The sequence below is a fragment of the Bradyrhizobium diazoefficiens genome (assembly GCF_016612535.1).
Classification (GTDB): domain Bacteria; phylum Pseudomonadota; class Alphaproteobacteria; order Rhizobiales; family Xanthobacteraceae; genus Bradyrhizobium; species Bradyrhizobium diazoefficiens_C.
The window spans coordinates 121252-140333 of record NZ_JAENXS010000006.1 but is presented as its reverse complement, the minus strand read 5'-3'; the positions used below and the strand labels follow the sequence as shown (position 1 = coordinate 140333).

Below are 19082 nucleotides of genomic sequence, written 5' to 3'. Positions count from 1 at the left end.
GCTGGAAGGGACCGCACCGGCTTCCTTCCTTATTCGAGCGATCGCCCGACGTTCGCAGAGCTTTTGATGCGCGCCTCGCTCGGCACCACAAACTCGCCTGCTCGCAAACTTTTACCCACTGACTGTGAGCTGCTCTTCTCGGATTGGAACAACGCACGTCTTCAATGGGGCATACATGGCGTGGCGTACGAAATAGGCGGTTGCAAAGCCGCTGCGTACTTTACAGCTTTACGTTCTTCTCAATAAGAACAAAACGCCTCTCTCTGTAGATGTATTCTGATGTCAAACATTCCGACAACACCGGCCGGGTTCACGTCATCCAATTCCGCAGCAGCTATTGCTCCACCGCAGTCCGCGCTGGCGCAGTCCTTGCTTGTTGCTCGGAGAGCCATCAACACTTGGACGTGTAGGTGCGGTTAAGAGACTTACTGTTGGTGTGGAATGCAGTGTGTAAAATTGGCCCGTGAACAGCATCGATCTTGAATGCTGATGGTCTGAGTTCGCGAGTGTCCCCATCCAAAATCGATCAAGAATCTTGCTTATGCTATCATTCGGCAGCCGTGTACCGAGCCGGTTCCCTTGGTCACGTTGCCGCCACCTCGGGCCAATCGCAAACCATCCACGCGTCGGTGCCTAGTAAAGCCGCGCCGTCCTCTGCGCATCGACAGCGTCCTATCGCTTAACAGGCAATGATTCGTGGCAGCAGCATGGTCGGAACTTTGGAGTCATCATGGGAGTGTTTTCAGGTCTGCGAGTCGTTGAGATCGGAAGCTCGGCCACAACAAGCTATTGCGCACGGTTGTTTGCCGATTTTGGCGCCGATGTTCAGAAAATCGAGCCGCCCCCAGGGGACCCACTTCGCCGCGCCGCGCCACTGACGCCGGGGGGCCAAAGCGCGTGGTTTGCTTTCCTGAACTTCAACAAGTCAAGCGTTATCATCGATCCGGCCGACCAACACGCGATGACGAGGTTGATGGCATTACTTGAAAGCTGTGACATTCTGATCGACGGTCGCGATGTCGATCCCGCAGATTGCCAGTCCATTAATGTCGCCACCATCCGGCAACGTCGTCCCAGCTTGATCTACATCGAAGCGAGCTGGTTCGGCAGCCGCGGGCCCTATGCAGGATTCGCGGCAACTGATTCGACGGTACGTGCGCTAGCCGGGCTCATCAAGCTGGTCGGTCCGGTTGAGGGGCCGCCGTTGTACGCTCCGGATTTCCAGACGGGCATCCTTGCAGGCCTCTGGGCTTTCATAGCCGTGGCTTCTTCGATTGTTGCTCGGACGCAGGGTGGGGCAGGGCGATCGTGGTCGGTCAGCATTTTTGAAGCGAACCTCGCTCTCAGCGAGAATCACATGTTCGAAGCCCATGTTCGAGACGAAATGACACGCCGGATCGGCATTAACCGCTTCTGGCCGATGTTTCCGGCCGGCATTTACGAAACCAAAAAAGGATGGCTCGGAGTTACAACGTTAACGCCTGCGCAATGGCGATCATTCTGCGATATGCTCGGTTTATCGGAGTTACGTGATGATCCGGGTCTGGTCCTCGGTGCAGATCGTCTGCCATACGTGGACGAGATCGAAAGACAGTTTCTGCCGAAGCTTAAAGCCCGGACGGCGCAGGAGTGGTTTGTAGAGGGACTGCAACGGAAGATTCCGATCGTGCCAGTACCCGAAATATCTGATTTGCTACTCGACACCGAGAAAAGCGCGCGTGGCGCGATTGTGCCCGTGTTGCTTGGCGAAGAAGAGGGCTTAACTGTTGGTTCGATGCAGCGCCTGACATTGACGGGCCCTCGTCGAGGCGGCAAGGTTCCGGCTCCCGGCGAGCAGCAGGCTTTCGCAAGGAACCGAACAAATCCGTCCTTCAATGCGGCGGGTTCATCTGGCTGTGCCGATCCCCGCAGGCAGCCTTTGGCTGGGATTCAAGTAATCGACTTCACGATGGGCTGGGCGGGGCCATTGTGTACGCGCACGCTGGCTGATCTCGGTGCAGATGTAATCAAGATCGAGGCCATACAATATCCAGATTGGTGGCGCGGCGTTGACAGGCGGGCTGCTTACGTTGACGGTCAAATGTACGAAAAGGCGGTGCGCTTCTGTATCATGAATCGCAACAAGCGCGGTATCACACTCGACCTGACGCGGCCGCAAGGTCTCGCTCTCGCCAAACGGCTGTTGGCGCGAGCTGATATTGTCGCTGACAATTTTTCCGTCGATGTCCTGCGAAGGCTCGGGCTTGGTTACGACGTTCTCAAAGCGCTCAATCCTCGCATCGTCATGATGTCGATGTCAGCCTTTGGTTCGAACAGCGTCCATCGCGATTGCCGGGCGTACGGATCGACTCTCGAACAGGCATCGGGATTGCCGGGCGTAGTCGGAATCCCCGGTGGGCCACCCGTTATGAGCCACACTGCCTTCGGAGATCCGGTCGGTGGGCTCAACGGCTGCGCCGCGGTTCTGGTCGCGTTGATTCACGCCCGCAGCAGTGGTCAGGGGCAGTTCATCGATTTGGCGCAGATCGAATGCATGATGCCCTTCGCGGCGCCATGGATCACCGTTCAGTCGATCGGCGGTCTGCCGCCGACAAGATACGGCAATCGACATCCTCAGTTTGTGCCGCACGGCTGCTTCCGGTGTGTGGGTGTGGACAACTGGATCATGGTAGCCGCGACCGATGACGACATGTGGCAGCGACTCGCCGTTCTGATCGGCCGGCCAGACTGGGCCACAGACACATCGCTGAAATCCGCGGAAGCCCGCCGCGGGATCGAGGATCTGATCGAGAGAGCTATCGAAGCCTGGACGCTCAGCCGGAATGCGGATCTGGCGATGTCCGAGTTGCAGGCCACAAGGGTCGCCGCCGGCGTGGCTCACCTGCCAATTGACCTGCTCAACGATCCACATCTCAAGTCCCGTGCATTTCTGCATGAAGTCGAACGCGCTTTCATTGGCCCGCATCCGCAACCCTCGATACCGATTCGTGAAGGTGCGCGGCCATATGCGATCCGCACAGCGGCACCGACGCTGGGACAACATAATAAAGAGATCCTATCAGGGCTTCTCGAGCTCTCCGACACCGAGATCGGTCACTTGGCAAAGGAGGGCATCATCGGCACCCAGATGCTATCGGACGCGGAGCTCGCAAAATCAAAGAAAGTTTCGTCATAAGTCGACGTTAGCCAAATTGACAAACCTACAGAAGTTGCAGTGCAGCACCGGATGGTCAGCCGTTCATCAGGCCGCAAGGATGAGTCAATTTGTTGTCCTAGAGGCATGCGCACATATTCGCGTGCAATGATGCGGGCTAGGCCAACGCGCTGGGCGCGTACATCGCGGATTGCGTTACTTCAGAGGTGGACTACTGCTGTGTTCCTCCAACCGCACGCAAATGTGCATATCGCAAGGGTGCTTGCCTCGTGTCGATCGCGATAGCGCCTGAAACACGCGCGGAAGCGTAGGGCACACCAAACGATTTCGCGCTGGCCGATCGTGCTCGTCAGTCTCGTCTGGCTGAAGCTGCTTCGCCAGGGGAGCCAAACTGACCGAGGCGTTTCGCCCGATCGGGGAGATCGCTCACGACGAGAAGCGGGTAGAACACCGCTCACTTAATGAGCGCGCAAATTAGGCGTGGCATGGGTTTCAGCTTTAATCAGATCCGCGTGGAGACATGACTGAGGCGCATGCTGTCGTCCGGCAGCATCATCACTGAGCCCTTGATGCCCCTGAGCGCGGCTAGCATCTCGGTATGGCCGGGATAGTGATAGCCTGTTCAGAGCCTCCTCGTGCAAGGGTGTGGTCACGATGTCGCCGGTGCGTCGGGCAGGGTCAGTTGAACGCGCCCTCTACGGCCTTGAACGCGAAGAGGCTGCGTCGGCCGACAGCACTCTCCTTTGATCGGCTCGTCCTCTTCATCGGCCTGGAGAAGGTAGAAATTCGGCCATTCCTTTGTCGGGTTTCGCTTCCAACTGTGTGGCGGTGCTCTTCAGCGCCCGACCGCTGCCAATGATCAACAGCCGCAGGACACTCGTTTCGATTCGCGATCGCAGCGTATGTCAGGCCTTGGTGATGATCTCCGGGCCGATGCGGGCGAGATCGCCTAGGGTAATGGCAAGATGCGGATGGGTCTCGTGTCGTGGTCTCGAAGCCCAACCTATTATCGTTTGAGCAGCGTGCGTCACACTTTCGGTGCGCCGTGGGCTCCGATTTCGATATCACTGCGAGGCCGACCCAGCGGCGGGCCTCGAATGATCGAGCGCGGCAGATCCGGCATGATTAGGCGCGTCACCTCGGTGACATGCTAGCCGTGCGCAACCGTGATATCAGCGACTGCCGCCCCTCGTCGACCAGAAAAGAACCTCAGGCGGTCACCCTGCTCAATCGCCCCCTCGACGGATCAAGCTACGCACGTCGTACCCATGATGTCCGGACTGACGGAAACATCGAGCTCGATTTCATGTGACAGCTCGACGATCGTTTCTGGATGATAACCATTCTCGCGCAATGCGTACTTCAATGCTTCGGCGCGGTTCACGAAGAAGCCGCCAAAAATGCCGTTCTGCTCGCAGGCAATCCAGTTGCCGCGACGGTTCTTGCCAACAAAGACGGTCGGCGCTGCGGGCCTGCACGAAGGAGGTTCGTCGAGCTTCATGATCATCATCCTTCTAAGCTCGATGGTATGCATCTCAGCGAACCTCTGCCGGATCCATATGGCTCAAACGTCGGCGGCACAGGATCGTTGGGTTGCAACGCGCCAATATCTGCCTCTCGTTAGAACGGTCCGCTTGGCGCCGACCTGCAGCAAACGCGTCGTGGTCCGTTGCTGTTTGCAAGCGACAGCGAGCCGCTTGACGAAGGTAGCGCCAACGTCGACATTGTCTCGTCGGCGCAAACATCAGGAGTCATCGGGCTAGCTTCATTGGCAACTTCGGAATCGACCCACCGTATTGCCGGCGGCTTCTTCGTTTCAGCAATCGGTGTGCCACTCGCGAAGCCGATGCGAGGCGTGGTTTACGAACGCGCGTCCGACATCGTCTCTTGCACGCCGTGACGGGCTTAACGGGCTTCGCTAATCCCGAGAGAAATCGAACGGGTGTTACGCGACAACTCGTTCTGGTTACGCCGGCTTCCCCCACTAGTAGGAAGTGTCAGAAGTCGCTGCTCCGTAACGCGCAAGAAGAGCTGTTCCCGTAATTGGCGCTCGCTGACCGCGCTCTGCTCATCGACGCGTTGTGGTCGGTGGGACGGATGAGGCGACTTTTATTGGGTAGGACATGAATTGCTCATCGCTGCCAATGCCGCGGCTGAAAACGCCGATGGAGCCGGGCGCGCTGTTGGAAGTTTGTAGACCCGCTTGGTGACTGGGGAGCGTGCGCGTGCGTCTGTCTCAAACCAAACACGCCTGATGTCGCGAATCCGCCAAGCTGTTTTGAATGCGACATTGCACCATCAAAGTCGTCAGCGATTCGGCGCGTCGCACTGGCATAAATCCTGCTGCAACCTTTCTGGCAGAAAGCCGGGAGGATGCCATGCCAAGCGACCATCCACTACCCATTGTCTTCAACCACGCGAGAATTTGTGTGTCCTTCTACTGCAATCTTCATTGCGAGCACTGCTATGTTCCCGAAGAGTATCGGGATCAATACAAGCGGCTTTTGGAGCCATCACAACTATCCATCGAGGAGATGAAGGAGTTCGTGGACCTTCTCGTCGACAAGTATTCGCTGAGAAAAGTCTCATTGACGGGTGGCGAGCCGCTTCTCAAGCACGTGTTTCCTCGCACGGCAGCCGTGATGGCCCGTGCAAACAAGCGGGGGCTTCACGTCCAGCTGAATACAGGGGGTCTCGGCCAAGTGCCAATTTGTGACGTCGCCTCGTTCTTTGACGATCGCGAGAAGCTGACGTTCCAGTTCAGTTTTGACGGTGCGAAGCGAAACACGGTGGACCGCTTCCGGGGCAAGGCGGGGGTTTACGATTCTGCGCTCCGGCAGATGGCTGAGGCGGCCAATTGCGGGGCCTTGGTGCAGGCCAGGATGACTGCCAACCGGCACAACATCGGTGAGGCGCTTGACGCCTACCGGCTCCTGTCGTCAATCGGCGTCTACTCCTTCAGGGTCAAGCCGATGTTCGCCTCGGGCGTTGCCCTCGGCAATGAGGATGCGCTCTTGGGATCGGCTGACGAAATTCGAGAGCTGCAAGAAGCCCTGATGGAGATTGCTGCGCAGCCCAGCTCTGCGCAACTTGAACTGCCGCCGCCGATTTTCGTCGATACCTCGCAGCCGCGGCCAAACGTCAGATATACCGAATGCGACTGTGGTGCCACCGCGGTCTACCTCTCTACAAACGGCGATTTGTATCCCTGTTCCTTCGTCGTCGGGGATCCCGATAGCCGCGAGTTCCTCCTCGGCAATATCCGATCGCCGGAATTCGACCTGGAGAAGGTTTGGCGTACCTCGCCGGCTCTGAAGAAATTTCGGGCGAACAGCGGCTGCGGCCAATGCCCGAGCCAGGTCGCCCTCCTGAAGAATATCGAGAACCGTGCGCTCGCCTGCGCATGACGTAGCGATCGATGGACTCAAGGCGTCTCCATATCGGCGGTTCTCGGCGTGCGAGGAGGCAGTATCTCACCCTATCAGCATCCGTCAGGTCGACCAAGTGTCTGCCCTCATCGCATCCGAAGTTCTGATTGAGAAAAGTGAGAGAGTATCAGAAGGCATGCGAGGAGATATCATTCTCGTCGGGCTCGGTGCTTATGCCCGGGCGAAATATATTCCTCTGATCGAGGATGCCGTGGCCAGCGGTCGAGCATCGGCCTTCCATGTCGTCGAGCTCGACAGTGCGCGAGACGATGTGGATGCCTTTTTCCGGACCCGCATTTGCAAGCCGGCGGGCCTCTCATGGGTACCCGATCTCCGGCGACGGGCGATCTGGTATTCCGGCCATGGGGAGGACGTCCTGACGGCTCTTGCACGTCCCGGCGCAAAAGTCATCGTCTCGACCGAACCCAAGGCTCATTTGGGCTACCTTCGCGCGGCTCTTGGACTTGGCCTTGATTGCCTGGTCGACAAGCCCGTCGTTCTTCCGATGGGGTCGAATGGACGCCCTACAGCGGACCGTCTCGTTGATGCGGTAGCCGAGCTCAAGGAAATCTGCGATCGGACTGGCGGCCGTTGCGTGGTCATGACGCCGCGCCGCTACAACGCAGTGTATGAATTAATTGGACGCTATGCGCGCCGCGCCTCCCGAAACCTCGGCACGCCGGTCACCTACATCGGTGTCGAGCATCACGCGGGAGTCTGGAACACGGAGGAGGAGATCCTCTCCCGGGAGGACCATCCTTACCGCTACGGCTACGGAATGCTTTGCCATTCCGGTTATCACTACATCGATATTCTCTCCGGTCTGCTGGCTCACAATGAGGACCACTTCGGGAGGCTGGCGGTCGAGCTTGATGTCCACCGGGCGACCGCCGCCGACCAGGTCGGGCAGGTTGGCCCGGATGCGGTCCGCAGGCTTCGTGGCGATGCGCCAGGCGCTGCACAGTTTCCGGCGCCACCGTTCTGGGGTGAGACGGATATTGTCTCGTCTGGAGCCGCAAGGCGTCCCGGAAGCCGCGAGACCGTCTGCCTGTTTCGCCTCGACCTTCTGCAGACCAGCGTGTCGTTGCGCAATTGGCGGCAACTGCCGGCCGATATTTACAACAAGAACGGACGGTACGGGTCCGAGACCATTCGCTTGAATATCGGTCCCTTCGCAGCGATCGAGGCCAGGATCTTCAAGCGCCCACAGTTAAGCGTGGAAGGTCATCCGCAACTGCGAAGGGAGGCGCACATCACGGTATGGCGGAATGCCGGCTTCCTCGGAGGCGTAGTTTTACGCGAACGGACTTATCCCGCGCGGGACACGCTTGTCCGAAACGCTGATCTCGGCGCTGGCCGCAAAAGGCTGTTTGACGATTGGCTGGCGGGACGGAGCGACAAGAGTTCCCTTGATTCGCACACCCGAACGATATCGCTCTTTGCTCACTATTTGGCGGCGCTCACGACGGATGGAGCGAAGCGAAATCAAGCGACCCCATTAGGCGACCTCAGCAAAGTGCCGGCATGAATGTCGCCGCTTTGGCTTCAGCGCGCCCTCGGCACTCTGTCTTGCAGTGTTTGCCGGAAACGGCCGATATTAGCCATCGTTGGTCGTGGCCGGGAAGGTGGGGCTCTTGGCCGTGCGTACGGCATGTCAGATGTATGTTCCGACCAACTGCGAGACGAATGATGGATGGTGACCGTCACGATGTCCTATTTGACGGCGGCCATCCGCTCCCCAGCAACTATCGGGCGTACAGGCACTCGGTTCATGCTCGGCTGGTCCAGTTGCTTCGGCAGCATCCGGGGTGCCGCTTTCTCGAGATCGGTGTACGACCGACGTTAAGGCAGGAGCGGTTCAGGGCTATCAATGAGCTCGGCATCCAGTATGTCGGCTTGGACTTCGAACATGTTTGCGCGGAACGCCGGGCCGATCTGGCGGCGGCCGGGCATCGCCGATCGAAACATCACCTTTCTGGGAAATGCGTCAGGAACATACCTTTTCAACCTGATCAGGTTGGCGCGAAGTCGAGAGACTTTCGACGTCATCTATCTCGACGGGAGCCATTCGATCTATGTCGATCTGGCGGCTGCCTTTGCAGCAGTGCGGCTGTTGAGGCCCGGCGCCCTATTCCTTTTCGACGACGTGAGGCTTTGCTTCGGAAAGAGACATTTGGTCCAGTCGACGGCTCAATATGCGGATGCCGATGAAAGCAGGCAATTGACCGAGGATGAGGCCCACGAACCTCACGTCACGATCATCATCCGGGACTATCTGATCCCTTTGTTCAGCTTCGAAGTGGAGCGGTCGTGGTCGGATCCTGATTGGATCGCACTCCGAGCGCCCAAATCTGCTCCGTGGATGCGGATTTGATGGTTCTCTCATGATCGAGCTTTTCGATCGACGTCTGCATGGATCGAATCGCGACCGATGCCGGAAGGAGCCATCATGTTGGGACCCATCGCGTGCCGTCGCGGTTTGCTTGAAGCCATATCGTACATCCTTCTCCATCAGCGAATTCGCCCATAGGCCCGCGTCCGAAGGATGCTCGCCGATCCGAGCTCTCGGAGCTCTCGCTTACGCTTGCACGCATTGTCGGATCTCCGACGATGTCGGACATGAGACCCATCGCTCTCAGATTGATCGTGTTGAGTCCCCGTTGGCACGACACATGCACGACTAGCCACAAACGCCTGCGCCAACGACAGGAGATGCCATGATCAGGTTCGCCGCGCAGCGATCACTGAGCGAAAGCCGCGCTTTCCCGAGCCGACGCGGACATTGCGCACAGTCATCATGTGATCGATGGTTCACGCCGTTGATATGTCCAATCGAGCGGTGAGCCGACATGCTGCGACAGGTTATGAAATCGCTCGCTGCAGAAGCGGTTGGTGGCGCGCGGAGGGCTCGGGCAATCGCACACACGCGCCTAATGCACAAATGAGGGGAGAAAACATGCTATTCAGTCAGGACGAACTTGCTGGGCTCCCTGATAAGTTCCGCTGGGGCCAATCAGCGATTTCGCACATCCTTTCGAAATTCGAAAATGAAGCAGGCCCCCGCACCGCATTTCCTTGCGTTTTCGCGCGCAACACGGTCAAGCGCGGCAATTTGCGTTTCCTCCTGATTCCATACGAACCCAAAAATTCGCGGTATGAGCTTGGGCTTCTTGCTTCCGGCTTACGCACCTACATTGATCAGATCAATATCGACACGCTCGACGTCAACCACAACCGTTCGCTCCTGGTGCTGTTTGAGCCGGTCGTGACCCTCACGACCACGGATCAATTCAAGCATATATTCATCGAAGCGATGCAGTTTCTACTCGATGAAGATCAGCGACCGTGGCCTTCGCTTGTGTCCAAGGATCCCGCGCACCGCACCTGGACGATGTGCTTTCACGGCTGCGAACTCTTCGTGAATGTAAGCCATCCAGCGCATGTTCTCCGCAGAAGCAGAAACATGGGCGCCGGGCTGGCTTTCATTATCAATCCACGAAAGATCTTCGACATTGCTGCACCTGCCAATCAACAAGGCAGCGCCATCACGGCAAAGATCAGACAGAACATCGACACCTACGATGACGTTGCACACAGCGGGCTGCTGGGATCGTACGTTCTGGGCGAAGCGCAGTGGCAGCAGTACATGATACCCGACAACAACGAGGACGCCCCGCTCGAGTGCCCTCTGCACTTCAAGTGACGGTCAGTACATCAGCGGCGTGGCCGTTCTTGCCGCTTGAACCCTGAGCCTTGAATGTGCAGGACCGTGGCTCGCCAATGGCGAACTCAGCGGCGGCGTCGATGACAGCATAGGTTTTGTAGATTGGCTTACCCCTCTCGTTAGCCCGGCGATTGACAGATCGTATGGCCGGCTATTGCGGGAAGCTCATGCGAGGTCAGCGTGAAATATGGAAGCGAGAGCAAACTCGAGGGACATCTGGGGCTTGCCTCCGGGATTTTACTGATCGTCACAGTCATCATTGGATCCGGGATCCTTGTCCTTCCAGGATTTGTGTTCGAAAACATTGGCCAGGACGGCATCTATGTGTGGTTCGCCTGCGCCTTGCTCTCTGCGCCGATCCTGGCGACGATGGTCCTGTTAGGGGGCGCATATCCCAGTTCCGGAGGTGTTGCATACTATGCCAAGCTGGCTTTTGGCCAATACCTGGAATTGCTGGTGTCATTGCTGTTTCTGGGAGCGACGATGGTGGGCTTGCCATCCATCACGCTGGCGGGGGCTGTCTACCTCCAGAAGCTAACAGGCCCCAGTGTCGACGTCCATCTGCTTGCCGCGTTGCTCATCCTACTGGCTGGCGTCTTTGCCCTGTCCGGTGGCGAGGCACTCCATCGTGGCGTGAAGCTCATCGGCAGTTGGTCAGTCTGTTTTTTGGTAGGCACCCTGTTCGCCCTCATGGTGCTGGCAGTGCGGGCCAAGGGTGTTCAGTTCGATCGACCCGCAAACCTATTGTCCATTGCGAGCCAGATTCCCGTGATCTTCTTCTCCTTCAGCGGTTGGGAGATTGCGACCCATCTAGCTGCAGACTTTCGCAATCCCAAAAGGGATTTTGGTCTGGCGATGCTGTTGGCCTTTGTTGTTGTCTGTGGAGTCTACATTTGCAGCGCAGCGCTCGTCCATGTCGCTGATATAAAATCGAATTTCAGTGCGCCAGTCTTTCAGGCGGCGGCCGAACTTGCACCATCCGCACCAGGCTGGCTGGTTCCCCTGCTAGGCATATCGTTGATCGCCGCGAACCTCTTCGGGTCAGTTGTCGCGATCTCACGGCTCGTTCTGTACCTCTCCGGACGACACGTCCTTCCGGCCTGCCTCGGGCGCTTGCACAATGGTGCACCCCGGACCGGTGTCTATTTCGTGGTTGGATGCTTGCTATTGGTTCTGGCCTGCGACCTGATTGGGTGGCTCGACATCGAAACGATGTTCAGTCTTGCTGGAATGAATCTTCTTTTCATTTACATGATTTCGGCGCTTGCACTCGTGAGGCTTCGGGGAGGGCTGGTATCGTGGTTGCTCGCTACTCCGATTGTGATTTGCTCTGTCCTGATCATCGCCGGCTTCAGGTCTTCTCACCCCTTTATCGCATCGAGTGCCATCCTTGCATACGTCTTGAGCCGCAACAATCGAACGGAGTTGACCTGATATGGATCAATCCGTTGTCAACGAGAGGTTCAAGACCATCTCGATCAAAGAGGGTCTGCTGCCGCTGAAGGTGACGCCGTTCTATCACAGGAAGATCAAGGAGGAGGTCGCTGCGTTAGGCAATCATCTGGGCCCGCTTCACCGAGTGTCCTTTCCAACGCAAGACAGACTGTTGTTGAGGGCGCCGAACGAGGTGAAGGACTTCGTCGACGATCGGTCCAATGCGTTCGGCCGCACCCACAAAACGTCCATCGTCAGAAAGTATGCTGACCGCATACTTTTCCTCACCACATCGGAATGCTTTGGGAATTGCCAATATTGCTTCCGCACAGACGTGCTTACAGAAATCGGTGCACCCGACAAACGAGCTGGACGACTTGCTGATCTGCACCTGCTGCGCGACTATCTGGGCGACCACCCAGAAGTCATGGAGGTTATCCTGTCAGGCGGTGATCCGTTGATTCTGCCGACGTCCAGGCTGGCGGAAATCATTGAGGGAATCCGTTCGGTTCGATCCGTTAAGTCAATCCGAATTCATACGAGGGCTATTGTGTATGAACCGAAAGCCTTCACCGCCGAGAAAATTGATCTCTTTGCAAAGCATAACATCCGTCTCGTCTTTCACATCGTGCACCCATATGAAATCTGCGGGGACGTGTCTGAAAAGATCAAAAAACTTCGAGAGCGCAAGATCAGGCTCTACAACCAGTTTCCGCTATTACGTAACACGAATGATCACCATTTCGTCCTCTATCAACTCCTGGAGATGCTCGACCAGATGGGCGTACGCAATCTCTCGATATTCATTCCAGATCCCATCAACTTCTCCGCGGCATTCCGCGTGCGCTTGAGTCGTGTGTGGCGCATAGCTGATCGTCTTAACGCCACCTCGCCATCATGGATCAATTCGACACGCTTTGTATTCGACTCCAAGAGCGGAAAGGCGCGGCGAGAAAACTATACCGCGACGGATGATCGTGATGTTGCGACCTTTGTGCGCGATGGAAGTCCGATTTTGTTTCCTGACTTTCCAGAGCATCTTGATGTCCCCGGAAAGATCGAATTCATGCTATGGAAGGAAGGGGGCCATAACGGCTCAAATTGAGGGGAGCGGGGCCTGCTGGTGGGAGAAGGGGTGCGCAAAGGCAGCAAGAGTGCGAAGCGGAGAAGGAAAGTCTGCGGCGAGGGTGAGAGCGGAGTGTGAAGACTGGTCGACGACTTGAATATATCTGTTCGAACTTGACGCGCGACCCGGAGTGCGGATTCCGCTCTATGTCGCCCACCCGGTCCGAGATGTTCTCACCCATCATTCTGATCTCAAGTCGCTTCCGTTCCAAGAAGAGGTCACCCAATAATCTGCGATGATGTCCCGGCCTCTTCTGGCTCCCAGACAGCCGCCACTGTCGGCTTTGCAACGGGGCGACCATGGATGCGAACGGAGAGGCCTGCGATGCGCTATGTGCGCGAGTGATGAGGATGAACGCGGCCGAGCCGAGCAGCGAGATTGCGGGCGGGTCGGGCGGCGCCCTCGACCATGCGGAAAGTGAGTCGTCCGGAATCCTGCATAATGGCACAAAAAGAGCTGGAGTTCTGCGTGTTTTGATCCCTGCGCGGCGAGCTTGCAGGCAGAGGAACTGCTATCCGGATCAAAAACGGATCTTAGGCGAGTGTGCGAAGCGAGTTCGGTGTGTCCAAGGAAAAACATGCCGGCTGAATACCATCTGGGCCTTACGCGCTCATCAAAGCCTTCTGAGAACCCGCGCCGCGGTCCGTAGAATCACTGGAGCGAAGCACCAAGCGCCACGGGGTAGATTTGGCTACCGATGCAGAAATGCAGACTACGAGTGGAGGTTATTTCTTGAGGGGCTGAACGAGATGTCTGATCGATTTCCAATCTTCGAAATTGTCTTGGAACGGCGAAGACGAAGCTGTGTGTGGGCGGTCCGCACGAACGAAGGCATGCTGGTCATCACGGGGTCAAGAAGCAGCCGATCCGCTGCTCGATATGAAGCTCACAGGGCGCTTTTTCTGATGCTGCTGAGTGCGCCGTACCGTTCGCGGACCTCGGGGCGAGAGATCCAGGTCAGCCAGGCTTCCGCGCGGCGCTCGCTTCCGTGAGGTTCGCTCGGCGGCAGCCAAACCGGGTGTTCCTAGCGTTGCGATCTGGCCCTGTGCGGAATTCGAGGAGTATGTCCGGATAGGAGCACGAATTCGTCCTGCGGTGCTGGTCGAGGGCATTCCGTTTCCCGAGAGACGGCGAGCGTCGCAATTTCGTCGATAAGTTTCAGGACGTCAACGATGTGCAAGGGAGCCTCGTTGGCATCGCGGTAGCCGAGGGAGCTGGCAATGGACAGGCCTAACGCCCAGAGGCCTTTGAAGCCTGCGCGTTTGGCAATCGCACCGGAAAGCGCATCGTGAGCCTCCATCAGGAAGGAGAGGGTGCTCCTGGAGCAAATCTCAGCACGCAGCATTTGCGAAAGTAGGGAGCCCGCGCGTCGCTCAGGGACATTCGTGGCCGCCGGGTGTGGTTGATGTTGCGCGCTGTCTCCTTGCATGAGCGCTCGACTCGTCGGGCTCTCAACACGCGCTGCTCCGGCTGCCCGTGACCAAAGCGCTCGGGCAACCCCACGGCCCAATCAACAGCTGACATGCAACTGTCATCCGGATCAATTGGCGGCGTTGGTAGTTGCAACGTGCCCTAAACATGCAGCGGTTGCGGCGAGCCTCCAGCAGCTGCAAGATATTGATCATTGATTTGGCCGAACGTAGATGCGCGTACGCGATTGACGCCCCCTCGGCGTAGCTTGGCGTTGTCAAGCGTGGTCCAGGTAAATCGGGTGGAAGTATCCCTGGTGGACGCGGCGTTCACGTCCCTTGCTCTCGTAAGGATGCATCGAACAAATGCGGCCCCGGCCAGGCTCGTTCGGTGTTAGCTCGTGTTCCGGTTACCTCGAAGCGGCGGTGTCTGATTTCGGACATAGGTCGCAATCGCTCTGATCGTGTGACGCGATGTTCTTAACGTGCGATTTTGCGCTGATTTCACGCGCGCCAGAACTGGTACAAGACTTGCCATTCTCACTCCACGTCGTCGGAAGTTGGAGACCTGTGTGCACAGAATCGCCTCGATCAAGCTGGCTGCCGATTGCGCCGACCTGAGCGTGCCCGCGAATCGTACCCGTGGGTCAAAAGAAAGGTGTCTTTGTCAGATTTGTCTTAGCTGAACTCGCGGCGCGGTCCAGTCAGTCTAAAGGGCGCCCACCTGCGCCGCGCGGTCAGATCGAGCACCGCAAATAGCTACGAGGTAGCGCCAGCCCGACGCGCTTTCGCGAGACCGAACTACGCCATGCAGGATAGCCGAACGCGGCGTCGTGCCTTCCAATTCCCCAAAGCATCAATGAGAACTGGCAACGATGGTACTTACTAGAAAGAAGTGCGTGATCCTGCAATTCCCCCTTGTACGCAAGGTGTGTGCTGCAGTCATTGCGATGCTGGTCACATCACACGTTGATGCAGAAGATGATTTGATGAAGGCTGCCAGGCGCACGTTCAGGCCGATCCCCTCGGTCGTCCCTGCGGTGAAGGACAACCCGGTCACTCACGAGAAGGTCGAACTCGGTAAAATGCTGTTCTTCGATCCGCGAATGTCGGCTAGTGGGGTCATTAGCTGCAATACCTGTCACAATCTTGGTACAGGCGGAGTCGATGCCGGTCCAACGTCGGTTGGACACGGCTGGCAGCTGGGACCACGTCGGGCCCCAACCGTCTATAACGCAGTCTTCAATGTGGCGCAGTTCTGGGATGGACGGGCGCCGGATCTCAAGGCGCAAGCAAAGGGGCCCGTGCAGGCGAGTGCTGAAATGAACGCCACTCCAGATCATGTCATCAACACGCTGAACTCGATGAGCGAGTATGTGATCATGTTCAAAAAGGCGTTTCCAATCGAGGCATCGCCAGTCACTTTCGACAATTTCGCGAAGTCGATCGAAGCCTTTGAAGCGATTCTCATTACGCCCGCAGCCCCTTTCGATCAGTACCTTGAAGGCGATCCAAATGCTCTCAATGATCAGCAGAAAGCAGGATTGAAGCTATTCATGGAAACAGGATGCTCCTCCTGCCACAATGGAATCAACGTTGGCGGACAAGACTATTTTCCGTTTGGCGCGGTCGAAAAGCCAAGCACAAGCTTGCTTCCGGCCGCCGACAAAGGCCGGTCCGCCGTCACAAAAGTGGCCAGCGACGAATACGTTTTTCGTGCAGCACCGTTGCGCAACGTCGCGTTGCGACCGCCATACTTCCATTCGGGTCAGGTTTGGAGCCTTAAAGAAGCTGTCGGCGTAATGGCCGAAGTTCAGCTTGGCGCCAAGCTTGGCGATAAGGAAGAAGACGATATTGTCGCGTTTCTGAATTCGCTGACCGGGCAGTTGCCCAAGGTTGAGTATCCGATACTGCCCACCCGCACCGAGACGACGCCTCTGCCGTCGACAGGAAAATAATATGCGCGCGGCAACCCGCAGGAGTAGTATGACGTAATACACGGCGGGATTGCGCATCTTGAAAATGAGGTTTATAGGCAAAGCGCGATCTTTCTGAAGCGACATGGGAGTCGGTGATGCATCAAAAATGGAAACTCACAAGATGGATGGCTTTGGCTGGCCTGGGGCTGCTATTGACGGCACCCGCACGGGCGCAGCCCATCTGGACCTGGAAGAACCAATACGGCTCAGTTCTGGCGGTCAACGACTACGACCAGAGCACGGGCGCCATCTCCGGCACCTATATGAACAACGCGACGAATAGCTGCGACGAAGGCACCCCTCAGGCGATGACAGGCTGGCTCGCCCAAACCAATAGCGGCACAGCGATCAGCTTTACAGTCAACTTCGGGGGCTGCGGCTCAACGACCGTGTGGACGGGACAACTCAATGCCGCATCGAATTTTCAAGGGCTTTGGCTCCTCTCGCTCGCCGAGCCCGTTGTATGGAATGGGATCAGTGCCGGCGCTGACACTTTCACGTTCGGCAGCGGTGACAAGTCGAAATTGATATCCGCTGGCAAAGGGGAGGCCAAGGACGGGCCAGGCGAGAAACTCTCCAATACCAAAAACCGCAAATAGCCCGACATTTCGCGTGACGACGACCAACGTCGTCACGCAGCCAAGTGAAACCGGTTTTGCGACGATGGCGAGTTACAATGGTGGCGTCAGTATCCTCATAGAGTACTCAACATGTGAGCCTGGGACATTCGCCGGTAGTTTTGAAGATGAGCTCAATCAAGCATGCTGTGCTCAGCAGTCCACTCAATCCGACTGATCGCCGCGTCTTTTGCGGGACGGCGAGCAGAAGCGCTGTATGCCAGAGATCAGTCGGCACGAACTGACGAATGCTCCTGTCGTCTGTCCCTAAATTCCTAGCCAGGTAATTTGTTGGCTTCTTTGATGCGCAGTTCTTCGCTTACAGTCGGCTTGTGTGCTTGTCTTCCCACTCGTGGTCCGGAGGTGCAAGCCAAAAATGGAGGCAAGATCCCGAGCCCAAGGCAATTGGGCAGACACCCGGGGCCGCTCTCGTAAAGTCATCCCGCGACTGTCATCAACGCACCTCCCCGAATGTCCTCGCAGCCGCCAATCGGCTTCTTAGCGGAAATGGGAGATTCGCGTCCGAATCCAAAAGACTTGATGACATGAGAGAACCCGTCTCCAGGCGTAGGGCTGCTCAAACCGGCGGTCGGTTACAAGCTCGCCTCATCTCGGATCGATCGCAAGGAGGAGCCTGCCCCCAAGCTGACACCTGCACTGGGAAGAAAGCATAGCCGTGCATAAAGTTGGGTGCAGCTCGGTCGGGCTCGCCGATGACTTTGATATCGACGCCTGTTGAGCATTTCCTCCCAAAGCATCTTTAGCCGCAATTTCGCAAGCTATCTTCCGACGCAGCGATGGACGCGGTATCCGAACGAGAGAGATTGCCGTCTATCGCCGGATTTTGGAGGCGGCTTGGCCAGTCAGGCAGCGGCGGTTGAGGGCCATTGACGCTCAATTCATCGTGCACGTCATCTCAAGAACGAGTCTTGGCTACTGATTGTGGCCATCGAGATGACGCCAGCTCTTCTGGGCGACGACAACGTCTTTCTGGCTGCGGCAACAGATCATTGAGCTGTTGCATTGCTGGGGAAACTGTGTCGGCATTTCGTTCGAGGACTCGCGAAGGGTCGACAAGACGTGCACCGAGGAACTCTGGAACGGTCGCAAGTTCGATGCACCTAGTTTAGGCCGGTCGATGCTGCCCTGCAATTCTTTCAGCTCACATGAGCGCCGTGCTCACTTTTGTGCCTTTGGAAACAGGCCAGTCCAACGGCTTTCCTGGCGGGACCCAGGTCGTAGTCCCTCGCCGATATTATCCAACGCACGTACCATGACGTACACGATAGCCAGCATGGCCACGGTCCGTGCCGCAATAAGCTCGACGGTCAGCTCGCCAGGTCCGAGACGCAGGAACAGGAAAAAGAGCGCGGCTATCGCGGCGATCATCTCGATCGAGCCGTAAATCACTCTGTTTTTTCGGCGAACCGAATAGAACAGGGCAGCGATCGGCACCGCCGACAAACTCCAAACCAAGAACGAGAGTTTCTTGTCCTCGATCAAGCTGCCGATAGCGAATAGCGTCGCCATCGCAGTCACAAGGCCCATCGATAGCTTAAGATTTCTCATCAGGCCTATCCTCGCCAGCTCGAGCTTCCTGGTCCGTCCAATCGAAGTGATCTCTCCGATATTCGGAGCTCGTCTGCAATGGGTCTCTTGTTCTTCAGCGCGCGGAGCGGCGTATCGCGCCCTCGTAAGCCGCGGCCAATTCGGTGGCCCTGGCAGCATGCCCTCGACATCTATTTCAGCATTGATGGCGGCAAACAGGCCGGCTGCGGTATTATGACAGATGGCGACGGGATTGCGCTCGTACCCTGCGCGCTGAAACAAGTTCGACGTCGGAACTCGGTCTCGCATGTCCGGCGGCATGCTGACCAGGCCAGATCCATTACCATCGCCAGTCAGGTTCATCATCTCGAGTTCGGACGCGGAAAGTCGTGAAGCAATCCTCTCGTGCTGGCTTCAATCGTCGGGAACTGAGCGAGCAAATTCGATCATTCGGCGCAAGACCTCGATCTTTCTATCCAGCGCCTTCCGTGCTTCACCGCGGAGGGACGCCGACTTCCTGGTGAGCGCGGTTAGAAACTGGTCGCCTTTCTCGGCCATGAGTTCGACGCTGTGGGTATTGAGCAATTGATTGTAACCGAGCGCAGTTGAAAATGGGCAGGGCATCAGGCCTGTCATACTCGAGGCCAGCCTGGACGTCGTACG

14 protein-coding genes and 1 pseudogene are annotated in these 19082 nt (G+C 57.2%); 10 read left to right on the top strand and 5 right to left on the bottom strand.

Annotation, left to right across the window (positions count from 1 at the left end):
- The first annotated feature begins 730 nt into the window (after positions 1 to 730).
- The gene (locus tag JJE66_RS36605) at positions 731 to 3175 is read left to right on the top strand and encodes a CoA transferase (protein WP_200520634.1); all 2445 of its coding nucleotides are present in this window, start codon (positions 731 to 733) and stop codon (positions 3173 to 3175) included.
- Positions 3176 to 3656: 481 nt separating this feature from the next.
- Here the strand turns inward: JJE66_RS36605 and JJE66_RS39070 are convergent.
- Together JJE66_RS39070 and JJE66_RS36595 are read right to left on the bottom strand one after the other, a co-directional pair.
- Positions 3657 to 3761 (bottom strand): annotated as a pseudogene (locus tag JJE66_RS39070) (4-hydroxythreonine-4-phosphate dehydrogenase PdxA); the annotation flags it as partial.
- Between the two features lie 639 nt (positions 3762 to 4400).
- Positions 4401 to 4655 (bottom strand): hypothetical protein, encoded by a 255-nt coding sequence (locus JJE66_RS36595; RefSeq protein ID WP_200520632.1) that lies wholly within the window; start codon positions 4653 to 4655, stop codon positions 4401 to 4403.
- A gap of 168 nt (positions 4656 to 4823) precedes the next feature.
- Here JJE66_RS36595 and JJE66_RS36590 point away from each other — a divergent pair, with 168 nt between their 5' ends.
- The 7 genes from JJE66_RS36590 (at position 4824) to JJE66_RS36560 (ending at position 12845) form a co-directional block, all read left to right on the top strand.
- Positions 4824 to 5054 (top strand): hypothetical protein, encoded by a 231-nt coding sequence (locus tag JJE66_RS36590; protein WP_200520631.1) that lies wholly within the window; start codon positions 4824 to 4826, stop codon positions 5052 to 5054.
- A 478-nt stretch (positions 5055 to 5532) separates the two neighbouring features.
- A complete protein-coding gene (locus JJE66_RS36585; RefSeq protein WP_200520630.1) occupies positions 5533 to 6561 on the top strand; it encodes a radical SAM protein in 1029 nt (342 codons plus the stop codon).
- Positions 6562 to 6658: 97 nt separating this feature from the next.
- Positions 6659 to 8110, top strand: coding sequence for a hypothetical protein (locus JJE66_RS36580; protein WP_200520629.1), 1452 nt, complete (start codon positions 6659 to 6661; stop codon positions 8108 to 8110).
- A gap of 381 nt (positions 8111 to 8491) precedes the next feature.
- Complete coding sequence (locus tag JJE66_RS36575) at positions 8492 to 8956, top strand: class I SAM-dependent methyltransferase (protein ID WP_200520628.1); 465 nt, start codon at positions 8492 to 8494, stop codon at positions 8954 to 8956.
- 582 nt (positions 8957 to 9538) lie between these two features.
- Positions 9539 to 10285 (top strand): YqcI/YcgG family protein, encoded by a 747-nt coding sequence (locus JJE66_RS36570; RefSeq protein WP_200520627.1) that lies wholly within the window; start codon positions 9539 to 9541, stop codon positions 10283 to 10285.
- A 201-nt stretch (positions 10286 to 10486) separates the two neighbouring features.
- Positions 10487 to 11740, top strand: coding sequence for an amino acid permease (locus tag JJE66_RS36565; protein ID WP_200520626.1), 1254 nt, complete (start codon positions 10487 to 10489; stop codon positions 11738 to 11740).
- Between the two features lies 1 nt (position 11741).
- The gene (locus tag JJE66_RS36560) at positions 11742 to 12845 is read left to right on the top strand and encodes a radical SAM protein (RefSeq protein WP_200520625.1); all 1104 of its coding nucleotides are present in this window, start codon (positions 11742 to 11744) and stop codon (positions 12843 to 12845) included.
- A 1045-nt stretch (positions 12846 to 13890) separates the two neighbouring features.
- On the opposite strand, the gene JJE66_RS38790 is transcribed toward JJE66_RS36560, so the two are convergent.
- Entirely contained in the window at positions 13891 to 14211 is a 321-nt protein-coding gene (locus JJE66_RS38790; protein WP_200520663.1) for an isocitrate lyase/phosphoenolpyruvate mutase family protein, read from the bottom strand.
- A 1014-nt stretch (positions 14212 to 15225) separates the two neighbouring features.
- Here JJE66_RS38790 and JJE66_RS36550 point away from each other — a divergent pair.
- Together JJE66_RS36550 and JJE66_RS36545 are read left to right on the top strand one after the other, a co-directional pair.
- A complete protein-coding gene (locus tag JJE66_RS36550) occupies positions 15226 to 16233 on the top strand; it encodes a cytochrome-c peroxidase (protein ID WP_200520662.1) in 1008 nt (335 codons plus the stop codon).
- A gap of 116 nt (positions 16234 to 16349) precedes the next feature.
- A complete protein-coding gene (locus tag JJE66_RS36545) occupies positions 16350 to 16853 on the top strand; it encodes an avidin/streptavidin family protein (RefSeq protein WP_246756854.1) in 504 nt (167 codons plus the stop codon).
- Positions 16854 to 18050: 1197 nt separating this feature from the next.
- Here JJE66_RS36545 and JJE66_RS36540 read toward each other — a convergent pair.
- Together JJE66_RS36540 and JJE66_RS36535 are read right to left on the bottom strand one after the other, a co-directional pair.
- The gene (locus tag JJE66_RS36540) at positions 18051 to 18785 is read right to left on the bottom strand and encodes a hypothetical protein (protein WP_200520624.1); all 735 of its coding nucleotides are present in this window, start codon (positions 18783 to 18785) and stop codon (positions 18051 to 18053) included.
- A gap of 48 nt (positions 18786 to 18833) precedes the next feature.
- Positions 18834 to 19055 carry a hypothetical protein gene (locus tag JJE66_RS36535; RefSeq protein WP_200520623.1) on the bottom strand — a complete coding sequence of 74 codons (222 nt, stop codon included), beginning with the start codon at positions 19053 to 19055 and terminating at the stop codon, positions 18834 to 18836.
- Positions 19056 to 19082 lie beyond the last annotated feature (27 nt).

Bases quoted from the DNA above. Each gene is read 5' to 3' on its own strand.
- JJE66_RS36560 (WP_200520625.1), top strand. From the start codon at position 11,742: ATGGATCAATCCGTTGTCAACGAGAGGTTCAAGACCATCTCGATCAAA.
- JJE66_RS36605 (WP_200520634.1), top strand. From the start codon at position 731: ATGGGAGTGTTTTCAGGTCTGCGAGTCGTTGAGATCGGAAGCTCGGCC.
- JJE66_RS36595 (WP_200520632.1), bottom strand. From the start codon at position 4,655: ATGAAGCTCGACGAACCTCCTTCGTGCAGGCCCGCAGCGCCGACCGTC.
- JJE66_RS36545 (WP_246756854.1), top strand. From the start codon at position 16,350: ATGCATCAAAAATGGAAACTCACAAGATGGATGGCTTTGGCTGGCCTG.
- JJE66_RS36575 (WP_200520628.1), top strand. From the start codon at position 8,492: ATGTTTGCGCGGAACGCCGGGCCGATCTGGCGGCGGCCGGGCATCGCC.
- JJE66_RS36535 (WP_200520623.1), bottom strand. From the start codon at position 19,055: ATGACAGGCCTGATGCCCTGCCCATTTTCAACTGCGCTCGGTTACAAT.
- JJE66_RS36550 (WP_200520662.1), top strand. From the start codon at position 15,226: ATGCTGGTCACATCACACGTTGATGCAGAAGATGATTTGATGAAGGCT.
- JJE66_RS38790 (WP_200520663.1), bottom strand. From the start codon at position 14,211: ATGCTGCGTGCTGAGATTTGCTCCAGGAGCACCCTCTCCTTCCTGATG.
- JJE66_RS36540 (WP_200520624.1), bottom strand. From the start codon at position 18,785: ATGATGAACCTGACTGGCGATGGTAATGGATCTGGCCTGGTCAGCATG.
- JJE66_RS36585 (WP_200520630.1), top strand. From the start codon at position 5,533: ATGCCAAGCGACCATCCACTACCCATTGTCTTCAACCACGCGAGAATT.
- JJE66_RS36570 (WP_200520627.1), top strand. From the start codon at position 9,539: ATGCTATTCAGTCAGGACGAACTTGCTGGGCTCCCTGATAAGTTCCGC.